The 17,796-nt window shown below is 57.1% G+C and carries 17 protein-coding genes; 5 read left to right on the plus strand and 12 right to left on the minus strand.

Going from position 1 to position 17,796, the window contains the following annotated elements; all coding sequences use genetic code 11:
- Window positions 1-3: 3 nt before the first annotated feature.
- The 4 genes from AC2FJW_RS01470 to AC2FJW_RS01485 all read right to left on the minus strand — a co-directional run bounded on the left by AC2FJW_RS01470 (window position 4) and on the right by AC2FJW_RS01485 (window position 5,018).
- Entirely contained in the window at window positions 4-2,364 is a 2,361-nt protein-coding gene (locus tag AC2FJW_RS01470) for a xanthine dehydrogenase family protein molybdopterin-binding subunit (RefSeq protein ID WP_496749021.1), read from the minus strand.
- A gap of 54 nt (window positions 2,365-2,418) precedes the next feature.
- Window positions 2,419-2,904: a (2Fe-2S)-binding protein gene (locus AC2FJW_RS01475; protein ID WP_142634109.1), complete on the minus strand. Its 486-nt coding sequence runs from the start codon at window positions 2,902-2,904 to the stop codon at window positions 2,419-2,421.
- 147 nt (window positions 2,905-3,051) lie between these two features.
- Window positions 3,052-4,053, minus strand: a complete 1,002-nt coding sequence (locus tag AC2FJW_RS01480) for a molybdopterin-binding protein (protein WP_496749022.1) — start codon at window positions 4,051-4,053, stop codon at window positions 3,052-3,054.
- Window positions 4,050-5,018, minus strand: coding sequence for an XdhC family protein (locus AC2FJW_RS01485; RefSeq protein ID WP_496749023.1), 969 nt, complete (start codon window positions 5,016-5,018; stop codon window positions 4,050-4,052). The genes AC2FJW_RS01480 and AC2FJW_RS01485 overlap by 4 nt, the downstream gene beginning before the upstream one ends.
- 225 nt (window positions 5,019-5,243) lie before the next feature.
- Here AC2FJW_RS01485 and AC2FJW_RS01490 point away from each other — a divergent pair, with 225 nt between their 5' ends.
- Window positions 5,244-5,744 (plus strand): hypothetical protein, encoded by a 501-nt coding sequence (locus tag AC2FJW_RS01490; protein WP_496749024.1) that lies wholly within the window; start codon window positions 5,244-5,246, stop codon window positions 5,742-5,744.
- A 3-nt stretch (window positions 5,745-5,747) separates the two neighbouring features.
- Here the strand turns inward: AC2FJW_RS01490 and AC2FJW_RS01495 are convergent, their stop codons facing one another.
- Complete coding sequence (locus AC2FJW_RS01495; protein ID WP_496749025.1) at window positions 5,748-7,004, minus strand: vWA domain-containing protein; 1,257 nt, start codon at window positions 7,002-7,004, stop codon at window positions 5,748-5,750.
- Window positions 7,004-7,912 carry an AAA family ATPase gene (locus AC2FJW_RS01500; RefSeq protein WP_271946832.1) on the minus strand — a complete coding sequence of 303 codons (909 nt, stop codon included), beginning with the start codon at window positions 7,910-7,912 and terminating at the stop codon, window positions 7,004-7,006. Before AC2FJW_RS01500 ends, AC2FJW_RS01495 begins: the two co-directional genes overlap by 1 nt.
- A gap of 161 nt (window positions 7,913-8,073) precedes the next feature.
- Between AC2FJW_RS01500 and pyrC the strand changes: the two genes are divergently transcribed.
- On the plus strand, window positions 8,074-9,111 hold the full coding sequence (pyrC, locus tag AC2FJW_RS01505) for a dihydroorotase (RefSeq protein ID WP_496749026.1): 1,038 nt from the start codon (window positions 8,074-8,076) through the stop codon (window positions 9,109-9,111).
- Here the strand turns inward: pyrC and AC2FJW_RS01510 are convergent.
- Both AC2FJW_RS01510 and AC2FJW_RS01515 read right to left on the minus strand, forming a co-directional pair.
- A complete protein-coding gene (locus AC2FJW_RS01510) occupies window positions 9,108-10,403 on the minus strand; it encodes an MmgE/PrpD family protein (RefSeq protein ID WP_496749027.1) in 1,296 nt (431 codons plus the stop codon). The genes pyrC and AC2FJW_RS01510 overlap by 4 nt on opposite strands.
- A gap of 38 nt (window positions 10,404-10,441) precedes the next feature.
- Window positions 10,442-10,888, minus strand: a complete 447-nt coding sequence (locus AC2FJW_RS01515; RefSeq protein ID WP_496749028.1) for a type II toxin-antitoxin system RatA family toxin — start codon at window positions 10,886-10,888, stop codon at window positions 10,442-10,444.
- Between the two features lie 72 nt (window positions 10,889-10,960).
- On the opposite strand from AC2FJW_RS01515, the gene hpt reads away from it, so the two are divergent.
- Complete coding sequence (hpt, locus tag AC2FJW_RS01520) at window positions 10,961-11,500, plus strand: hypoxanthine phosphoribosyltransferase (RefSeq protein ID WP_496695281.1); 540 nt, start codon at window positions 10,961-10,963, stop codon at window positions 11,498-11,500.
- A 191-nt stretch (window positions 11,501-11,691) separates the two neighbouring features.
- Window positions 11,692-12,696, plus strand: coding sequence for an alpha/beta hydrolase (locus tag AC2FJW_RS01525; protein WP_496749029.1), 1,005 nt, complete (start codon window positions 11,692-11,694; stop codon window positions 12,694-12,696).
- Window positions 12,697-12,747: 51 nt separating this feature from the next.
- Here the strand turns inward: AC2FJW_RS01525 and AC2FJW_RS01530 are convergent, their stop codons facing one another.
- Complete coding sequence (locus AC2FJW_RS01530) at window positions 12,748-13,893, minus strand: amidohydrolase (protein WP_496749030.1); 1,146 nt, start codon at window positions 13,891-13,893, stop codon at window positions 12,748-12,750.
- Window positions 13,890-14,840 (minus strand): lipoyl synthase, encoded by a 951-nt coding sequence (gene lipA / locus AC2FJW_RS01535; RefSeq protein ID WP_496696084.1) that lies wholly within the window; start codon window positions 14,838-14,840, stop codon window positions 13,890-13,892. The genes AC2FJW_RS01530 and lipA overlap by 4 nt, the downstream gene beginning before the upstream one ends.
- Window positions 14,841-15,105: 265 nt before the next feature.
- On the opposite strand from lipA, the gene AC2FJW_RS01540 reads away from it, so the two are divergent.
- Window positions 15,106-15,654, plus strand: a complete 549-nt coding sequence (locus AC2FJW_RS01540; RefSeq protein WP_496687851.1) for a peroxiredoxin — start codon at window positions 15,106-15,108, stop codon at window positions 15,652-15,654.
- 46 nt (window positions 15,655-15,700) lie between these two features.
- Here AC2FJW_RS01540 and AC2FJW_RS01545 read toward each other — a convergent pair whose 3' ends face one another.
- Both AC2FJW_RS01545 and AC2FJW_RS01550 read right to left on the minus strand, forming a co-directional pair.
- The gene (locus AC2FJW_RS01545; protein WP_496695274.1) at window positions 15,701-16,621 is read right to left on the minus strand and encodes a hydrogen peroxide-inducible genes activator; all 921 of its coding nucleotides are present in this window, start codon (window positions 16,619-16,621) and stop codon (window positions 15,701-15,703) included.
- A 52-nt stretch (window positions 16,622-16,673) separates the two neighbouring features.
- Window positions 16,674-17,777, minus strand: coding sequence for a DUF6456 domain-containing protein (locus tag AC2FJW_RS01550; protein ID WP_496749031.1), 1,104 nt, complete (start codon window positions 17,775-17,777; stop codon window positions 16,674-16,676).
- Between the last annotated feature and the right edge of the window lie 19 nt (window positions 17,778-17,796).

The raw sequence follows: 17,796 nt of genomic DNA on the forward strand, positions 1-17,796 counted from the left end.
CTCTCACCCGTGCATCGCGGTCCAGACACGCGATGGACTCACCGGCATATCGATATGATCGATGGCTTTGCCGCCTGAATTCAACGCATCCAGCACCGCGTTGACCACCGCAGGTGGTGAACCGATTGCCCCGGCCTCACCACAGCCCTTCACACCCAACGGGTTATGCGTACATGGCGTCTGGCTCGAGTGGTCCACCGCATAGAACGGCACATCATCGGCACGCGGCATGGCATAGTCCATGAAGGATGCGCTCAGCAGCTGACCGTTTTCGTCATAGGCACAGTTTTCAAGCAATGCCTGACCGATGCCCTGACCGATGCCGCCATGCACCTGACCATCCACGATCATCGGGTTGACGATATTGCCAAAGTCATCAGCGGCGGTGAAGGCTTCGATGGTGACCCGACCGGTTTCTGGGTCAACCTCGACCTCACAGGCATAGGCGCCAGCCGGGAAGGTAAAGTTGGCTGGGTCATAAAAGGCGGTCTCCTCCAGCCCGGGCTCGACCTCCAGCGGAAAGTTATGCGGCACATAGGCCGTCAGGGTGACATCACCCCAGGCCACCGACTTGTCGGTCCCTGCCACGCTGAACTGACCGTCCTTCAGCTCGATATCAGCCTCGGACGCCTCCAACAGATGCGCCGCGATCTTCTTGGCCTTGTCGATCACTTTCTCAGTTGCCTTTACCATCGCCGATCCACAGACCGCCAAAGACCGCGAGCCATAAGTGCCCATGCCAAACGGAATCTTCGACGTGTCGCCATGCACGATCTCGATCATCGACTCGTCGATACCGATCATGTCCGCCACAACCTGCGGGAAGGCCGTTTCATGCCCCTGCCCGTGGCTATGGGCACCTACCATGACGCTGATCGAGCCGGTGGCATTCACCCGCACAGTCGCCGCATCATACAGACCCGCACGGGCCCCCAGCATACCAACGATGTTCGAGGGCGCGATGCCGCAAGCCTCGATATAGCAGTTGACGCCCAGACCCCGCAGCTTGCCCTTGGCCTCGCTTTCAGCGCGACGCGCGGCAAAGCCTGCCAGATCAGCAGCGGCCTCAAGCTTGTCCATCGTCCCATTATAATCGCCTGTGTCATAGGTCAGCGCCACCGGTGTGTCATAGGGGAACTGGGTGATGAAGTTCTGCCGTCGAAGGGCGATCGGATCGACACCCAATTCACGCGCTGCCTTGTCCACGACCCGCTCCAACTGGAACGTCGCCTCAGGACGGCCCGCGCCGCGATAGGCATCCACCGGGACCGTATTGGTGAACATCGCCTTGACGTTGACCTGAATGACCGGCGTCTTGTAGTTGCCCGCCATCAGCGTCCCGTGCAGCCATGTCGGAACCGAGCTGGAGAAGGTCGACAGATACGCACCCATATTTGCATAGGTGTTGGTGCGCAGACCGATAAAGTTATTGTCCGCATCCAGCGCCAGTTCGATCTGTCCGACATGGTCGCGCCCATGCGCGTCAGACATGAACGCCTCGGACCGGCTCGAGGTCCATTTGACCGGGCGGTTACAAGCCTTGGCGGCGAAGGTGCAGAACGCCTCTTCGGCATAGTGGAAGATCTTGGTGCCAAAGCCGCCACCCACATCCGGCGCGACCACGCGAACCTTGTGTTCGGGCAGGCCCAGAACAAAGGCACACATCAACAGGCGGATCACATGCGGGTTCTGCGACGTGGTATAAAGTGTGTATTCTTCGGTGCCGCGGCTGTACTCGCCCACCGCCACACGCGGCTCCATCGGATTGGCAACCAGACGGTTGTTCACCAGATCCAGCGTGGTGACATGGGCCGCATTGGCAAAGACCTCATTGACCTTGGCATCATCGGTTTCGCCCAGCTGCCAATCATAGCAGATGTTGTTTTTCAGATCGTCATGGACCAGCGTCGCGCCTTCTTGCGCGGCGGCCTTCATGTCGATCACGGCGGGCAGCTCCTCGATATCAAGCTCGATCGCCTCAGCCGCGTCGCGGGCCTGTTCCAGGCTGTCGGCGACCACAGCAGCAATCGGATCGCCCACATGGCGCACTTTGCCCTGTGCCAAAATGGGATGCGGAGGTTCCTGCATCGGTGCGCCGTGCTTGTCGGTCACTTCCCAGCCACAGGGCATGCCGCCCACGCCTTCGAAATCCTTGCCGGTAAACACTTTGACCACGCCCGGCATGGCCTCGGCAGACAAAGTGTCGATACTGTTGATCCGGCCATGCGCGATGTCGGACCGCAGAAAATGCACATAGGCCTGGCCATGCACGTTGATATCGTCGGTGTAATTGCCTGCTCCGGTTAAAAAGCGCACGTCCTCGCGCCGTTTGGAACTGGCTCCGATGCCACTGTCTTTGGGCATTGCTTGTTCTCCTCCCTGAAAAAGAATTTTCGTCGAAAATTCTTTACGTCGGTATTACTCGGCAGCGATGCCGCTTACGTCCTGGCCCGATGCGGCCATGATCGCTTTGACAATGTTGTGATAGCCTGTGCAGCGGCACAGGTTGCCTTCCAGATACTTTCGAATCTCGGCTTCGCTCGGGCGCGGGTTCTCTTTCAGCAAGGCGGCGGCGCTCATCACCATGCCCGGCGTACAAAACCCGCATTGCAACCCGTGATGATCCTGAAACGCCTGCTGAATCACGTTCAAAGACCCATCCTCAGCGGCCTGGCCCTCAATCGTGGCGACCTCGGACCCGTCCGCTTCCAGCGCAAGCATGTTGCACGACTTCACCGCCGCGCCATTCACATGAACAACACACGCCCCACATTGCGCCGTGTCACATCCAACATGCGTTCCGGTCAGCGACAGATGATCACGTAAAAATCCAGACAACAACGTCCGACCCTCGACCTCACCGCTAACAGACCTCCCGTTCACGGTCATGGTGACCTGTGTCATAAGTTCCTCCCATGTCATATTTTTCTCTGTCGAGTTAAACACGGGACTTATTGTTTGAGAACAAAAATTTCGCAGGGCGCCGTTTAGGACAGATCACAATGCCGAACAAAGCGGCCCGATCTGGGTCTTAAATTGATGTCAAACGCCTTACCGCTTGATAGATGCGCGTGGCTGTGGCCGGGTCGGGATTTCCTTGAGCAATCCACCGACCCCCATGCCTGCAATATGCGCCGCTGTCGTTTCAATCCCGCAAGCCACGCGCGACAAAACCCAATCCGCACCGTTCAGTGCAGGAGAGCGCGCACACCCCGGCAAACCGATTACAGGTCTGGCGTCCAGCAGACCGGTGAACAACAGGTTGCCCGGATCTACTGGCATTCCAAACCGATCCACCTGACCGCCTGCAACACGAACAGCCTGCGGCGCAACATCATGCGCATCCGAAGTTGCTGAGCCCGTCAAAATCAGGACAATATCCCCTTTGACGCCCGTCAATGCAGCAGACAGCGCCTGAATCTCATGTGGCACCACCCGAATGTCATCCAAACCCATACCCAGGGCTTCGACACGCCCTCGGATTGCGGCAATACCCTTGTCGTTCGAAACACCTCCGGGGATGTCTGTGACGATCAGGCCAGCACTGCGAAACACCGGGCCAGACAGGCGCACCGCCCCTTGTGCCAGCGCCGAGGCACGCACCACATCTTCGCCGGGAACGGCATAAGAAATGACTTTGATCGTCGCCACCATCCCGCCTGATCCCATCTGTTGATATTGGGGAACTGTGGCCACGGTAATCATTGGGTTAACCAAGTTGAACGCTTCCAGCGCCTGTACGTCCAGAACAGCGACTCCGGGGCCTCTCGCCAAGAGGTTAACGCGCCCTGTGAACGGCTCGGTGACGCGCAATCCCACGGTTGTCGGGTCCGGGGCCAAAGCCTCTGCCAACATCCGGGCAGCGTCGTTTTCGTGACAATCACCGGGTTCCAGCTGCGCAACAGTGACCGAGGTCAACCCGGCGGCGGCCATTTCATCCAGATGAGTTTGCGTGAGCAAAAGGCCCTTACGCAGCTTTGTGTCTTGGGCTTTCACTGAATGCGCCAGAATTGCACCGGCGGCATCGCGAAGAGGGACCGCGCCAAACTTCATGCTTTGCCCCGCAACACCGCAGTCATTTCGGCCAATATGGAAACCGCAATTTCCGCGGGATCGGCGGCGCCGATATCCAAGCCTACGGGACCGTGAACCTGTGAAATCTGCCCTTCAGTAAATCCGGCTTCTTTCATCCGGGTGACGCGTTTCGCATGCGTTCGACTAGACCCCAGCGCCCCAATATAGAACACACCGGCTCTCAGGGCGGCCTCTAACGCGGGATCATCCAGTTTTGGATCATGGGTCAGCAAGACAACAGCCGTTCGCGCATCCATTCCAAGCTTTGCAACGGCCTCATCCGGCCAATCCGTCAGCACGGTTTCCTGAGGGAATCTTGCGGCGGTTGCAAACGCATCTCGCGGATCCACAATCGCAGGGTCGTACCCCGCAATTCGCGCCATCGGGACCAGGGCCTGAGCAATATGAACGGCCCCGACCACTATCAACCGCAAGGGCGGATTGTGGACCGAAACAAATGTCTTCGCATCCTCTTCGAAACCGGACCGGTCCATGCGCATGCGTTCGGGATAACGATCGCGCTGCAACGCACGATGACCGGATTCGATATTCACTTCATAAGCCACAGGCTCGCGCTGCGCGCGTGCAGCGACCAGATCGCGCAATATGCTTTCAGGAAGGACCGATCCAATAGGTTCGACCAGTACCCGAATTGTTCCGCCACAGGCCAGCCCCACCGCAAAAGCATCTTCGTCACTGACCCCGAATTCAAGTAGGCGCGCTTCACCCTCTTCGATCGCTTCCAACGCCTCGACAACAACCGCACCTTCGACACAACCACCCGATACTGACCCCTCAAAGCGGCCATCACCTGCTATCACAAGCTGAGCGCCAACACGTCTGGGGGCACTGCCCCAAGTCTGAACAACCGTAGCCAGCGCAACTGGCTTTCCCGTTTCATACCAATCCAGAGCAGTCTCGGGGCTGTTGTCGAATCTGTCCATATCGCCCTCCTGGCGTTTCCCGCACCAACATAGGCAGGTTTGGCAGGATGAAAAGTAAACCATCAGGTTAACTCATGGGCCTTGAAAGAAATTCCAAATGCTATGCAAAGCCCCGCGGGTTTCAGCCGAACATCCCAAGCATTGATTGCCAGCCCTCCCGATTCTGACCTAAACGCGGATCATGCGCAGCTGTGACGCAGATTATTTTCAAAAGGAGACAGAGACTTGAAACACATTATTACACTCGGATCAGTATTGGGAATGCTAGCGGCGACAGTGGCCAGCGCAGATACCTTCCTGCGCTATGGCGAAGTGGACGGATGGAAAATCTTCATCGACGAAGACAAGAAATCCTGCCTGATCGAAGCTGTCGATGACGCGGAAAACGTGGTTCAGATGGGCCTGACCGAAGACCGCGGCGTGGGATATGTTGGCGTATTCACCAAAGCTGAAACCAACATCAAGCGTGGCGAAACCGAGGCTGTGGCGATCCTGCTGGGCAGAAACCTGTATCTTGGAGAAGCCACCGGCATGAAGGGCAACATCACCAAAGGCTATTCGGGTGGCTATGTGCTGTCGGATGACCCCAAGTTTGCCGAAGACCTTGCCAAACAGAAAGTTATGGTTGTGTTCCCCGAAAAGGAATTCGCCTTCACCGTTGATCTGACCGGTACGTACAAAGCGATGGAAATGGCGCGTAAGTGCAACGAAGAACAGCTTGGTTGAGACCTACTTCGAAAGCGCGGCCATCAACCGCGCTTTCTCACCCATGTCATCCGGTTTTGAGATGACTTTGGCCAGATCTTCCAGCGACGCAATGGAATGACCGGCCCGAAAGCTGTCAACATGGGGAAGCATCGCCGCCACCCCCTGCGCTTTTGGCGCAAAGCCATCCCAACGCAACAAAGGGTTCAGCCAGATCAAACGGCGGGCTGACAGATGCAGGCGCTGGATTTCTTTTCCAAGCACCTCGGGTTCGCCCCGATCCAGACCATCCGTAATCAACAACACCACCGCACCCTGCCCCAGAACCCGACGCGACCAGTCACGGTTAAAAGCGTGCAGGCATTCCCCGATCCGCGTGCCACCCTCCCAATCTTGCGCCTCGGCCCCTGCCGCCGACAGGGCAGCATCCACATCGCGTTGGCGCAGGTGCCGGGTGATATTCGTCAACCTCGTGCCGAAGGTAAACGCATGAACCTTGGCCCACCCTGCGCCCTTGACGTTTGAAACCGCATGCAGGAAATGCAGGATGATACGAGAGTACTGGCTCATAGATCCTGAGATATCGCAGAGAACGACAAGGTTCGGCCACCGTTGTTTCGGCTTCAAATACGCGATGTCCCGCAGTTCACCACCCTGCCGCATGAATGCGCGCAGCGTGCGGGCGCGGTCGATCCGATGCCCAAGGTGGCTGGCTTGGCCTCGGCGCGACTCGATTGGTTTTACCGGCAATTTCAGCTGTGCCAGAATGCGCTTGGCCAAGGCAATTTCTTCGGTGCTCATTTGCTCAAAGTCTAGATTGCGCAACCGTTCTTCCGAGGACGCGGTCCGCGACGCATCTATCTCCAGCTCAGTTTCTTCCTCGATGTCAGAGCTGTCAGGCAAGTCCCGTTCAACGCCGTCCAGCAGAGCCTCGGCCGCGCGTTTCTCTGCAGCTTCGGCCTTGCGCTCTTCCTGGACGCCGCGGATCGCTGGCAACATCATCGACATCATATGCTCCATGTACCGCGGATCGCGCCAATACATGCGAAAGATCTGTGCAAAGACCGCCCGATGCTCGGGTCGGGTCACGAAACAAGCGTGCAACGTCCAGTAAAAGTCGCGCTTCTCCGAGAAGCCCGCAACCTGAACCGCCCGGATCGCATCCACGACCCGCCCGGTGCCGATGGGCAACCCGGCCTTGCGCAAAGCCCGCGCGAAATGAGTGATGTTCTGCGCCAGTTTTGGGTTGTCGGGGATGTCGAGAGGGAGCTGTTCAGCCATCAGGCAGGTTCCAGCGACGCCTTGGCTTCATCCAGAATACGTTTCGCCTCGGACCCTTGCAGTTGCTGGATATCGTCCTGATATTTCAGGATCGCCCCCAGCGTGTCGCCGATCACTTCGGGGCTAAGGTTGATGACGTCCAGCGCCAGCAGGCATTTGGCCCAGTCGATGGTCTCGGCCACTCCTGGTTTCTTGAACAGATCCTCTGTGCGCAGGTGTTGGACAAAGGCGACGACCTCTCGGCTTAGCGCCTCGGCGACCTCGGGGGCGCGGGCGTTCAGAATTTCAATTTCACGGTCAAAATCCGGGTAATCGACCCAATGGTACAGGCAACGGCGTTTCAGGGCGTCATGCACTTCTCGCGTTCGGTTCGATGTAACGATGACAATCGGTGGCTCCGGCGCTTTGACAGTTCCCAATTCGGGGATGGTGACCTGAAAATCGCTGAGCGCTTCCAGCAGGAAGGCCTCGAACGGTTCATCCGTGCGGTCAAGTTCGTCAATCAACAGGACGGGTGCCCCGTTTTCATCCGGGCGCATGGCCTGCAGCAACGGACGCTCGATCAGGTAGTCGTCAGAAAACAATTCGGTCTGCAACGAACCCCGGTCAGCGCCGCCCGAGGCTTCGGCAGTTCGGATCGCCACCATTTGCGCCGGGAAATTCCATTCGTAAACCGCCGAGGATGCGTCCAACCCCTCATAACATTGCAGGCGGATCAGACGGCGGTTCAGACCAGCGGCCAGTGCTTTAGCGATTTCGGTTTTTCCGACACCAGCCTCACCCTCAAGAAACAGTGGACGGCCCAGTTTCAATGACAAAAACACCACTGTCGCCAAGGCTCGACCGCATACGTAACCCTGTGAGCCCAGCATCTGCTGCACGGTATCAATGGAATCTTGCTGCGTCATGGAACCCTCTTTCTTTCGTTGCTTAACAGGTCATGCAAGCGCAGGGGCGTCAAGGCCCCGGCCCCGCCACCCAGACGCCATCGCCGCAAATAGGTGAAGTTTTTGCACCAGATCCTCACGGTTTGGTTGGTCTTTGGCCGAGGCTGTGCTAGCGGGTGCGCATGACTGATACGCTGACCATTCGCCGCCCCGATGACTGGCATCTGCATTTGCGCGATGGCGCCATGTTGCAGGCCGTTCTGCCCGAAACCGCACGCCATTTTGCCCGAGCGATCATTATGCCAAACCTCGTTCCGCCAGTTGTGCGCGGCGATCAGGCCGCCGCATATCGCGACCGCATTCTGGCCGCCCTGCCCGAAGGCATGCCGTTCGAGCCGCTGATGACCTTGTACCTGACCGAAGACACCGACGCCGAGGATGTCGCCGCAGCCCATGCAAGTGGGCTGATCAAGGCCGTAAAGCTGTATCCCGCAGGCGCAACCACCAATTCCGCCTCGGGCGTGCGTGATTTCGACAAGGTCCGCCCGGTGCTTGAGAGAATGGCTGAGATCGGTCTGCCGATGTGTGTCCATGGCGAGGTGACGGATGCCGAGGTCGACATTTTCGACCGCGAAGAGGTTTTCATCGACACAATCCTTGATCCGCTGCGTCAGGCGACCCCGGGCTTGCGGGTGGTGATGGAGCATATCACGACCGCTCAGGGTGCAAGTTATGCGCAAACCGGCGGCGATGATCTGGCCGCAACGATCACGGCGCATCACCTGATCATCAACCGCAATCACATCCTGGTGGGCGGGATCAAACCGCATTACTACTGCCTGCCCGTGGCCAAGCGCGAGACCCATCGCCAGGCTTTGATGAGCGCCGCAACTTCTGGGATGTCTTGCTACTTCCTTGGCACCGACAGCGCGCCGCACACAGACGCGAACAAGGAAATGGCCTGTGGTTGCGCGGGATGTTTCACCGCTACAAACACAATGTCCCTTGTGGCCGAGATGTTTGACAAAGCCGGTGCGCTGGACAAGCTGGAAGGGTTCACATCATTGAACGGACCTGCGTTTTATGGCCTGCCGGTGAATAAAGTAACCATCACCCTGACCAAGGGCGACCCCGTTGAATATCCCGACAAGATCGAAACTGACGATGGCCCGGTAACAGTATTCGAACCCGGGTTCCCCTTGCACTGGCGCGTCGTCTAACGCGCCAGCATTTTCGCCAGATCACGGGTGCGGCCACCGGTACGCAGCATCGACCAGATTGCGTCTGCGTCCTCGGCACCGATCAGCTTGGCCGCCTTGCTTCTGACCCGGTCTTCCCGGTCGGCCAATGTTATAGGGCCAAGCAAATCGTGGCTGGCCTGTTTACGTGCCCCATCGCGGCGCAGCAAAGACAGATCCGCTTGAGTTTCAGACAGCGTCTCATCGGCTTCGACTGAAATCCGGTCCCGCAGCGATTGCAGGCGCCTATCCGCACATACCTTATCCGAAAAACTGTCTGGCAAGGCTGTCTCATATCCCAGCGCTTGCATAGCAATTACCGTCCGGTAGGAAAACTTGGCCCCCAACCCGGTGGTCGGAGAGGTTTGATTACACACTGTCATCCAACGTGGGTGAGTCTTGATCCTGATCTCGGCTACTTCGGGCTCTGCAATATCCAGGTCACGTGCGGCCTCTAATGCGGCGTGCAACCCATGACAGCAGGCATGAAACTTATGGCTTACATCTTTGAACAGCCACGTTTCTCCTATTCCATCCAGAGCAGCGGCCTTTTCGGACTGACCCATATGGGTTGCACCAAAACCATAGGGCCCCTCAAGCGCATCCGAGTTGGGATCAAACCCCTTGGACACCAACAGCGCAGCCTCAACCCCTGCAGCGGCAGCTAGCCCGGCATTATAGGGCTTTCCCATCGTGCCGAAATGAGCTTTCAGCCCTGCGGCGCGGGTGGCAGCCAGACCAAGAACCCGGCGCATCTTTTCCGTATCGAACCGCAGCACCCGGCCAGCGGCGACCGCCGCACCAAAGGCACCTGACGTCGCGGTCTGATGGAACCCGCCCTGGTAATGCGCACGCCCCAGCCAAAGCCCTACGCGGATCGAAACCTCCATCCCGACAAGAGCGGCCTCAAGGACATCGACAAGAATTCGGTCGTCCCAATCACAAAGGGCAAAGGCCGCAGGCATAACCGCGACCGAAGGGTGCCCGATATGCGCAAAATGCGTGTCATCATAATCCAAAGCGTGGGAAATGGTTCCGTTAACCAAACCTGCTGCCCTGACGGGAGCCAGCCCCCCGCCAAACAGATGGGCCTGCGGGTTGCCCCCTTCATCCAGAACCAGTGCGCGCACGGTCTGAGATACGGGTTCGCTAACACCGACGCGGCCAACAGCTACCCAATCCAGCGCGGACAGAGAGGTTACGAGACGGGCCTCTGACGAGGTCGCAACAGGCCCCGAGGCAAAATCGGCCAATGCTGTGGTAAAATCAGTCATGTGGCGCAGTCTAGCAAGCGCCGCTTTCGGGTAAAGACTTAGCTGTACAATTCCTCTGCCCGGCCCTCGAACGCCGTCACGATCCTGTGCATCGCCTCATTGAAGACCACTCCGATGATACCCTGAAGAATGGCATTCTTGAATTCGAAATCAACATGGAACGAAACGTTGCACCCGCCTTCTGCCGCGTCCTCGAAATGCCAGTCCGACTTCATGTATTTGAAGGGCCCATCCAGATATTCCGTGTCGATCCGGCGTTGTTCGGCAAACAGGGTAACCCGGCTGCCAAAGCGTTCGCGGAACACTTTGAACGAAATGATCAGGTCCGCTTCCATCACCTGTGCCTCTCCTGCTGCATATGAGCGTCGGATACGTGCAGCCGCACACCAGGGCAAAAACTCGGGATACTTTGCTACATCGGCAACTAGATCGTACATCTGTTGCGCAGTGTAAGGCAGGTGTCGCGTTTCCGAATGTATAGGCATGGCGTCCGGTTTTTGCAGGTGACAATGGCGCGTCATGTCGTATGTTGCGCGCCAAAGATCAAGGGGGCAGCGATGAGCCAGCGCGGATATGTGATTGATGAAATGATCTCGGCAAAGGCCATTGCCGCCAGGATCGAAGAACTTTGCCGCGAAATCACTGCCGAATTCGACGGAACCGACAAGCTGGTTGTTGTCGGCCTGCTGCGTGGTAGCTTTGTCTTTATCGCCGATCTGGTGCGCGAATTGGACTTGCCCATTGAAGTGGATTTCCTTGAGGCGTCATCCTACGGGGATGCGATGGAAAGCAGCCGGGAAGTCCGCATTCTAAAAGACCTGCGCGGCGCTATTGAGGGTCGCGACGTTCTGGTAGTCGAGGATATCGTCGACACCGGGCACACGCTGAACCACGTTACTCATCTGCTGCAAAGCCGCGATCCAGGAAAACTTCGCTCGATCGCACTACTGGACAAGCCCAGCCGGCGCGAAGTCGATTTCCGTTCGGACTGGATCGGGTTTGAAATTCCTGATGAGTTTGTCGTCGGCTATGGCATCGACTATGCACAGCGCAACCGCAACCTGCCTTTCATTGGCAAGGTCAGGTTCACCGAATAACCGCGGGTTGCCAGTCGCCGATTCCCAGAAATTCACAGATGCAGCACAGGACCCGTTCAAGGGCAACCAGTCAGTGGTGCCAGGTTTCTCTGTTTCTTTTGGTTGACTGAAAGCCGGAAAACTGCGCCTTTTCAAAACCTAATCCAATGTTCGGATGGCATCAGAAAAGAGGGCTCGAATTGAAAAACGCAATGCTCAGGACTGCCTCGCGCGCCATTTGTCGCCTGCCCGCGCCTGTCCTTCGCGTGCTGGGCGGCCCTCCGATCCAGAAAGATGGTCAGACCCTGGACCCCTTGATCAGCTACATCGTCAAGAATTTCTCTGACCCGCCCGGCGTTATCCCTCCGATCCAACAAAAGCGCTTGGATTACGACACCAAGGCCCATTGGCTGGCCTTTCCACTCAGCCCGGATGTGCCTATCACCAAACATGTCTTTAGTGGCCCAAACGGGCCCATAAATTGTGAAACCCATCGGCCCAATGGACTGCCCGAGAAAGCGCCTGTATTCGTTTTCTACCACGGCGGCGGATATGCGATGGGATCGCTCACGACGCATCGTGAGGTCTGCAACCGGATTGCATTCGAGGTCAACTGCGTCGTACTGGCCGTCGACTATCGCCTTTCGCCCGAGCATCAGTTCCCTGTCGGAATCATTGACTGTCTGGCCGCCTATGACGGGGTCGTTTCAGAAGCCGCCGAATTGGGATTCGACCCCGACCGGATTTCGATCGGAGGCGACAGTGCCGGGGGCAATATTGCGGCTGTTGTCGCTCAGCAGCGCAAGACCGCCGAACATCCGCCCAGGTTCCAGATGCTTTGGGTGCCTTGGGTCGATATGAGCAAACAGACGCGCTCCTATGAGCTGTTCGACCTTGGGTTCCTCCTCGAAAAGCCCGAGATGGAATGGTATACAGAACATTACCTTCGCACCGAAGCAGACGCTCTGGATCCCCTGGCCTCGCCTTTGCTTGGGGACGTCGAAGGAGTCTGCCCCGCAGCGCTGATGGTCGCCGGTTTTGACCCCCTGCGCGACGAAGGTCTCGCCTATGGCGAAAAACTGAAAGAAGCGGGCGTCAGGACGGACGTCCGGCTGAAAAAGAACCTGACCCACCCCTTTATTCACTTTGCCAAACACATCCCCGCTGCACGGGCCGCACATAATGAAGTGGTGCAGATCCTGCGCGAAAACATCTGACTGTCATGCAAACCAGTGAACCACCATCACCGGCAAAGGGTTGAATATGGTCTATGAGTTCAGCAGCGCGTCAATCACGGCGGTGAAAACACTGACCCCAACAGGTAGAGCCTGGTCAGGGAAGTCGTAATCGGGGTTGTGTAATTGGGGCTGATCAGCCCCTGATCCTAGCCAGAACATCGCCGTTTTTGCGAGCTTGCCGAACTGGCCGAAATCCTCGGACCAGCGCTGCGGGGTGTCACACATCTGCATCGGATGCCCGGATGAACGCCCCGCTGCTTGCAAGATAGAAACTGCCTCAGAATGATTGGTACAGGCGTCGAATATGTCATCATATTCGATTTTGCAGGTTAACCCTTCGCTGGTGGCAACCTGTTCAACCAGCGCGCGGGCATCGACTAAAAGCTGCGCCATGCGCGCGTCAGTAACTGTACGCAAAGTGGCCCATAACTCTCCCTGCCCCGGTGCGATGCCGAAACTGGCCTCACCCAGTCGCGCATGTGTCAGGGTGACCAAGGCAAACTCAGGCCCCAGATCATCACCTTCTGAAAGCGCCGTCAGAGCGGGCAGTAGGCGCGAGATCGCTCGGGCGGGCGAAACCCCATCCTGAGGCGCGGCAGCATGAGAGGTTTTGCCGAACAATCGGATACGCATCCCGCGCGAGGCGCAATTTGCCGCCCCAGAACACAGAGCGACCTGACCTATTGGCAACCCCGGCAGATTGTGCAGCGAAAATGCGTAGTCAGGCACGATTGAACTGAACTGCGGGTCTGCAATCACCTGCATAGCACCTTTGCCGGTTTCCTCCGCAGGCTGAAACAACAGCACCACCCGACCTTGGGCGGGACGGTTGACCGAAAGCCATTCGGCCAAGGCAATCACCATCGTCATATGCCCGTCATGTCCGCACAGATGGCCCTGGCCTTCGTGAATGGACCGATAAGGCTGGTTCGAGATTTCGGGGATCGGCAATCCGTCCAATTCGCACCGGATCAAAACCGTGCACCCTTTGGACACACCGTCGAAAACGGCGGCTACCCCGTGGCCACCCAAACCGGTTAGCAACTGATCGGGTTTACAAAACCGCAGTTGATTTTCAACCAATGCGGCGGTCTGTTCCTCGGCCCCTGAAATTTCTGGGATCCGATGCAGCGCTTGGCGCAGTTTGACCAGCTCAGCTAGACGCGCTGGCGTCATGCAAGCCCCAGCTTGTTGTTTCGGGCTTCGCGCAGCCGGGCGAAATCGTCTCCGGCGTGATAAGACGACCGGGTCAAAGGTGTGGCCGATACCATCAGGAACCCTTTGCCAAATGCCGCCTTTTCATAGGCTGCAAATTCTTCGGGCGTCACAAACCGATCGACTCCGTGGTGTTTGGGCGTGGGCTGCAGATACTGACCGATGGTCAGGAAATCAATTTCAGCGGCGCGCATATCATCCATGACCTGCCGGACCTGCTGACCATCCTCACCCAAACCGACCATGATCCCGGATTTGGTAAAGACCGACGGGTCCAGCTCTTTCACGCGCTGCAATAGACGCAAAGAGTGGAAATACCGCGCGCCCGGGCGCACTTCGGGATAGAGGCCAGGCACCGTTTCAAGATTATGGTTAAAGACGTCTGGCTTTGCCTCAACGACAACTTCTAGAACGGACGGCTCGCATTTCAGAAAGTCAGGCGTCAGTATTTCAATCGTCGTACCCGGAGACCGGTGACGCACGGCGCGAATGGTCTGCGCAAAATGCTCTGCCCCGCCATCTGCAAGGTCATCGCGGTCGACAGAGGTGATGACCACATGGTTCAACCCCAGCTTTTCAACCGCATGAGCAACGCGACCAGGTTCAAACGCATCCAGCGAATCCGGGCGACCGGTGGCGATGTTGCAAAAGGTACAGCCGCGGGTACAAATCTCGCCCATGATCATCATGGTCGCGTGGCCCTGGCTCCAACATTCACCGACATTGGGGCATCCGGCTTCTTCGCAGACCGTAACCAGATTGTTGTCACGCATGATCTTGCGCGTGTCGGCATAACCCTGACCACCGGGTGCTTTGACGCGAATCCAACTGGGCTTTTTCGGCTGCGAATTGTCGGGCCGATGAGCCTTTTCTGGGTGTCTTTGTTCGGGAATGTTCAGATCGCGCACGGCCTGTCTTTCTGACTTTGGGTCAATTCGGTTTACCCATAACATAAACTGACCTCTGCTATTACACCACCCATGCATATCCGCTATGCATCAGGGTGAAAGACTTTGACGTCTCAGGGACAAAATTCTAAATAATTTCCTATCATTAACTGCAACTTACGCGTTGTCAGGTAAATTCTGACGCACCTGGAACATCCGCCATTGAAGCGGATTTGGAATCCTTTTAAGTCCACGAAAACCGTACGTGATTCACAGGAGTTCGATCATGAAATCTGGCACCAAACTGCCCGAAGTGACCTTTCACACCCGCGTCCGAGACGCCTCTGTCGAAGGACCAAACCCCTTCCGCTGGGAAGACAAGACCACGGCGGACTATTTCGCAGGAAAACGCGTGATTCTGTTCTCACTGCCTGGCGCATTCACCCCGACATGTTCGACCTATCAGTTGCCCGGTTTTGAAAACGGCCACGCAGATTTCAAAGCCGCAGGTGTGGACGAAATCTATTGCATGTCCGTGAATGACAGCTTTGTCATGAACAAATGGGCACAGGATCAAGGCTTGAAAAACGTCAAGGTCATCCCTGATGGCTCGGGCGAGTTCACACGTAAAATGGGCATGTTGGTCGACAAAGATAATCTAGGCTTTGGCATGCGGTCCTGGCGCTATGCGGCCATCATCAATGACGGCATCGTAGAAGCCTGGTTTGAAGAGCCTGGACTGATGGATAACTGCCCCGAGGATCCCTATGGCGTTTCGTCACCGGAAAACCTGATGAAACATCTAAACGAAGTCAAAGAGCCGGAACTGGCCTGAGTTCGTCCTCAACAGAAAAGCCCGCTTCAGGCGGGCTTTTTTGTGACTAGCGCGTTTGCGTGACAATGCTCTCGCCGACGGTGCGAATGGTATCCGCCAGGCTTTCGAACCAATCTTCCTGCGAGGTAGAAGATCGACGAACTAGCCCCACTGTCCTTGCCGGCTGCGGCGAGGCAAATCGCATCAGCTCAAGACCCGGTACCGCGTCGGATTCGGAACGGGCGGCAAGCTCTGGCATGAGCGTCAATCCAAACCCTTCGGCAACCAAACGGGATAATGTCGCCAAAGACGAGGCACCCATGTTAATCAGACCGCTGCTGCGGTCCTGACCACAAACCTCCAAGGCCTGATCCGTCAAACAGTGCCCATCATCCAGTAGCATAAGCTGTGCATTTTGAAGGTCCAAAGGGCGCAAACGCTCTGTATCGCTGGAAAAATTGCGCAACCGTGCCGAACTTCCGGCCAATAAGAACCGATCCTCGAACAAGGGAAGTTCGAACAATTCGCTTCCCCCGGAGGGCAGCGCGATCACACCTGCGTCGATCTCACCAGCGCGCAGCATCGTCAACAGGCGCTCTGTCCGCGCTTCGCGTATCTGCACTCTCAAAGAAACATCGGCCGCCCTTAACCCGGCCAGAACACCTGGCAGAACATAGGGCGCAATCGTCGGGATTATTCCGATCGACAAAGACCGATGCCCGCTTGAGTGATCCTTGGCAAATTGGTCGAGCCTGTCCGAGGCACCAAGTATCTGACGCGCATATTCAAGCACATCCCGCCCCAAAGGGGTAAGTAATATGTCACGGGCCTTACGCTCGAACAGAGCACCACCGAGGGTTTCTTCTAACGCCTTGATCTGAACCGATAATGCCGGTTGCGAAACGTTACACATCTGCGCCGCCCGCCCAAAGTTGCGCTGTTGCGCAACGGCGTTAAAGTATAGGAGCTGTCGAAGGGTAAAGTTCATAACCCCTAGCTATCATTCCATCCTGAAACCGCAACCAAAACCGATCAAAGTGTTATCCGATCATACGGCTGCGCTCTTCCTGATCCTGGTAGTGACGTTTCAGGCGCTGTAATGCGATACGCAAAACGATTTTGCCGGACCGCGCTGACCACCCCATTCGCTTTTCCGCCAATTCCAACCCCTCCAGATAGCAACAGCAGCGCAAAGCCACGTCGCTCAGCCCCGGTCCAAGATCAGACAATGCACGCTCTACGCGGTCGCGCGCTTCTGAAGAACCCCGGTTGCCAGTGTCGTCGCTTCCAAAATTTCCGCGCCCACCGGCAGTCAAGAAATGGTCCCAGTTCTGTGCAACCTGAGGTCCGATCTGAGCCAGTTCAAAATCCTCGCGCAGGCGCTCTCCTGCCCCGACAAGTGCTTCATCTAAAAACGGCTTTCCATCCCGGTCCCGGCGTCTGGCCAGCGCGATAAGCGGGCTTTCCGCGGCGCTATAGCGCATTCTTCTGGAACGTTCTGGATGGGCGCGATTTGTCGTCGCGTGAGAGGGCGCCCCATGAAACGAAGCAGGCGCGTCTGCCATTCCATGTTCGTTGCGAGACCTTGCCTGGTTCTCGAAGTCGGCCATTAACTGGCTCAGTGCCGTGCGGCCCGCGCTGGTAATCCGGTAGCGCGATATCCGGCCTGGGTTGTCGCAGGAAATCCAGTCCTTCAACGCCAATGCCTGTGCGATCCTGCAATCAACCACTGCAGTCCTGGTCGCAGCGGCTTCGCCGGTATCGCGCACCACCACTGCTTTGTTCATTTCTTCAGCGACAGCCAGGACCGAACCGGTCTCACACAGTCTGCGCAGTACCCTTAGGGCCTCGTGGTTGAATTCTTCTTTTTCGACGTGTGAATTATGACTGAACGCTGAAACCGTGCGATCAGAAGCATCATTGACCGAAAAATGTTCTTCGGCCAACGACTGCAAAGCCGCATCCACCAATGGATCGTCACGACGCATCTCAATTCGGCGGATTTGTCTAAGAATGGTCGAAGCATGGCACCCCGCAGATCGCGCAATATCGCGGATCGACTGGCCGGTTTCTGTGTGGGCCAGGTATCGCTGTGCCCCCTCAGGTACCCAAGCCGGAATGGTGAAAGCCATGTTGTTTTCCATAGTTCTGTGCCCTCATCGA

It is taken from the genome of Ruegeria sp. CDSA020 (assembly GCF_059612345.1).

Coding starts and splice junctions, on each gene's coding strand:
- AC2FJW_RS01470 (WP_496749021.1), bottom strand. CDS start 2,364: ATGCCCAAAGACAGTGGCATCGGAGCCAGTTCCAAACGGCGCGAGGAC.
- AC2FJW_RS01475 (WP_142634109.1), bottom strand. CDS start 2,904: ATGACACAGGTCACCATGACCGTGAACGGGAGGTCTGTTAGCGGTGAG.
- AC2FJW_RS01480 (WP_496749022.1), bottom strand. CDS start 4,053: ATGAAGTTTGGCGCGGTCCCTCTTCGCGATGCCGCCGGTGCAATTCTG.
- AC2FJW_RS01485 (WP_496749023.1), bottom strand. CDS start 5,018: ATGGACAGATTCGACAACAGCCCCGAGACTGCTCTGGATTGGTATGAA.
- AC2FJW_RS01495 (WP_496749025.1), bottom strand. CDS start 7,004: ATGGCTGAACAGCTCCCTCTCGACATCCCCGACAACCCAAAACTGGCG.
- AC2FJW_RS01500 (WP_271946832.1), bottom strand. CDS start 7,912: ATGACGCAGCAAGATTCCATTGATACCGTGCAGCAGATGCTGGGCTCA.
- pyrC (WP_496749026.1), top strand. CDS start 8,074: ATGACTGATACGCTGACCATTCGCCGCCCCGATGACTGGCATCTGCAT.
- AC2FJW_RS01510 (WP_496749027.1), bottom strand. CDS start 10,403: ATGACTGATTTTACCACAGCATTGGCCGATTTTGCCTCGGGGCCTGTT.
- AC2FJW_RS01515 (WP_496749028.1), bottom strand. CDS start 10,888: ATGCCTATACATTCGGAAACGCGACACCTGCCTTACACTGCGCAACAG.
- hpt (WP_496695281.1), top strand. CDS start 10,961: ATGAGCCAGCGCGGATATGTGATTGATGAAATGATCTCGGCAAAGGCC.
- AC2FJW_RS01525 (WP_496749029.1), top strand. CDS start 11,692: ATGCTCAGGACTGCCTCGCGCGCCATTTGTCGCCTGCCCGCGCCTGTC.
- AC2FJW_RS01530 (WP_496749030.1), bottom strand. CDS start 13,893: ATGACGCCAGCGCGTCTAGCTGAGCTGGTCAAACTGCGCCAAGCGCTG.
- AC2FJW_RS01540 (WP_496687851.1), top strand. CDS start 15,106: ATGAAATCTGGCACCAAACTGCCCGAAGTGACCTTTCACACCCGCGTC.
- AC2FJW_RS01545 (WP_496695274.1), bottom strand. CDS start 16,621: ATGAACTTTACCCTTCGACAGCTCCTATACTTTAACGCCGTTGCGCAA.
- AC2FJW_RS01550 (WP_496749031.1), bottom strand. CDS start 17,777: ATGGAAAACAACATGGCTTTCACCATTCCGGCTTGGGTACCTGAGGGG.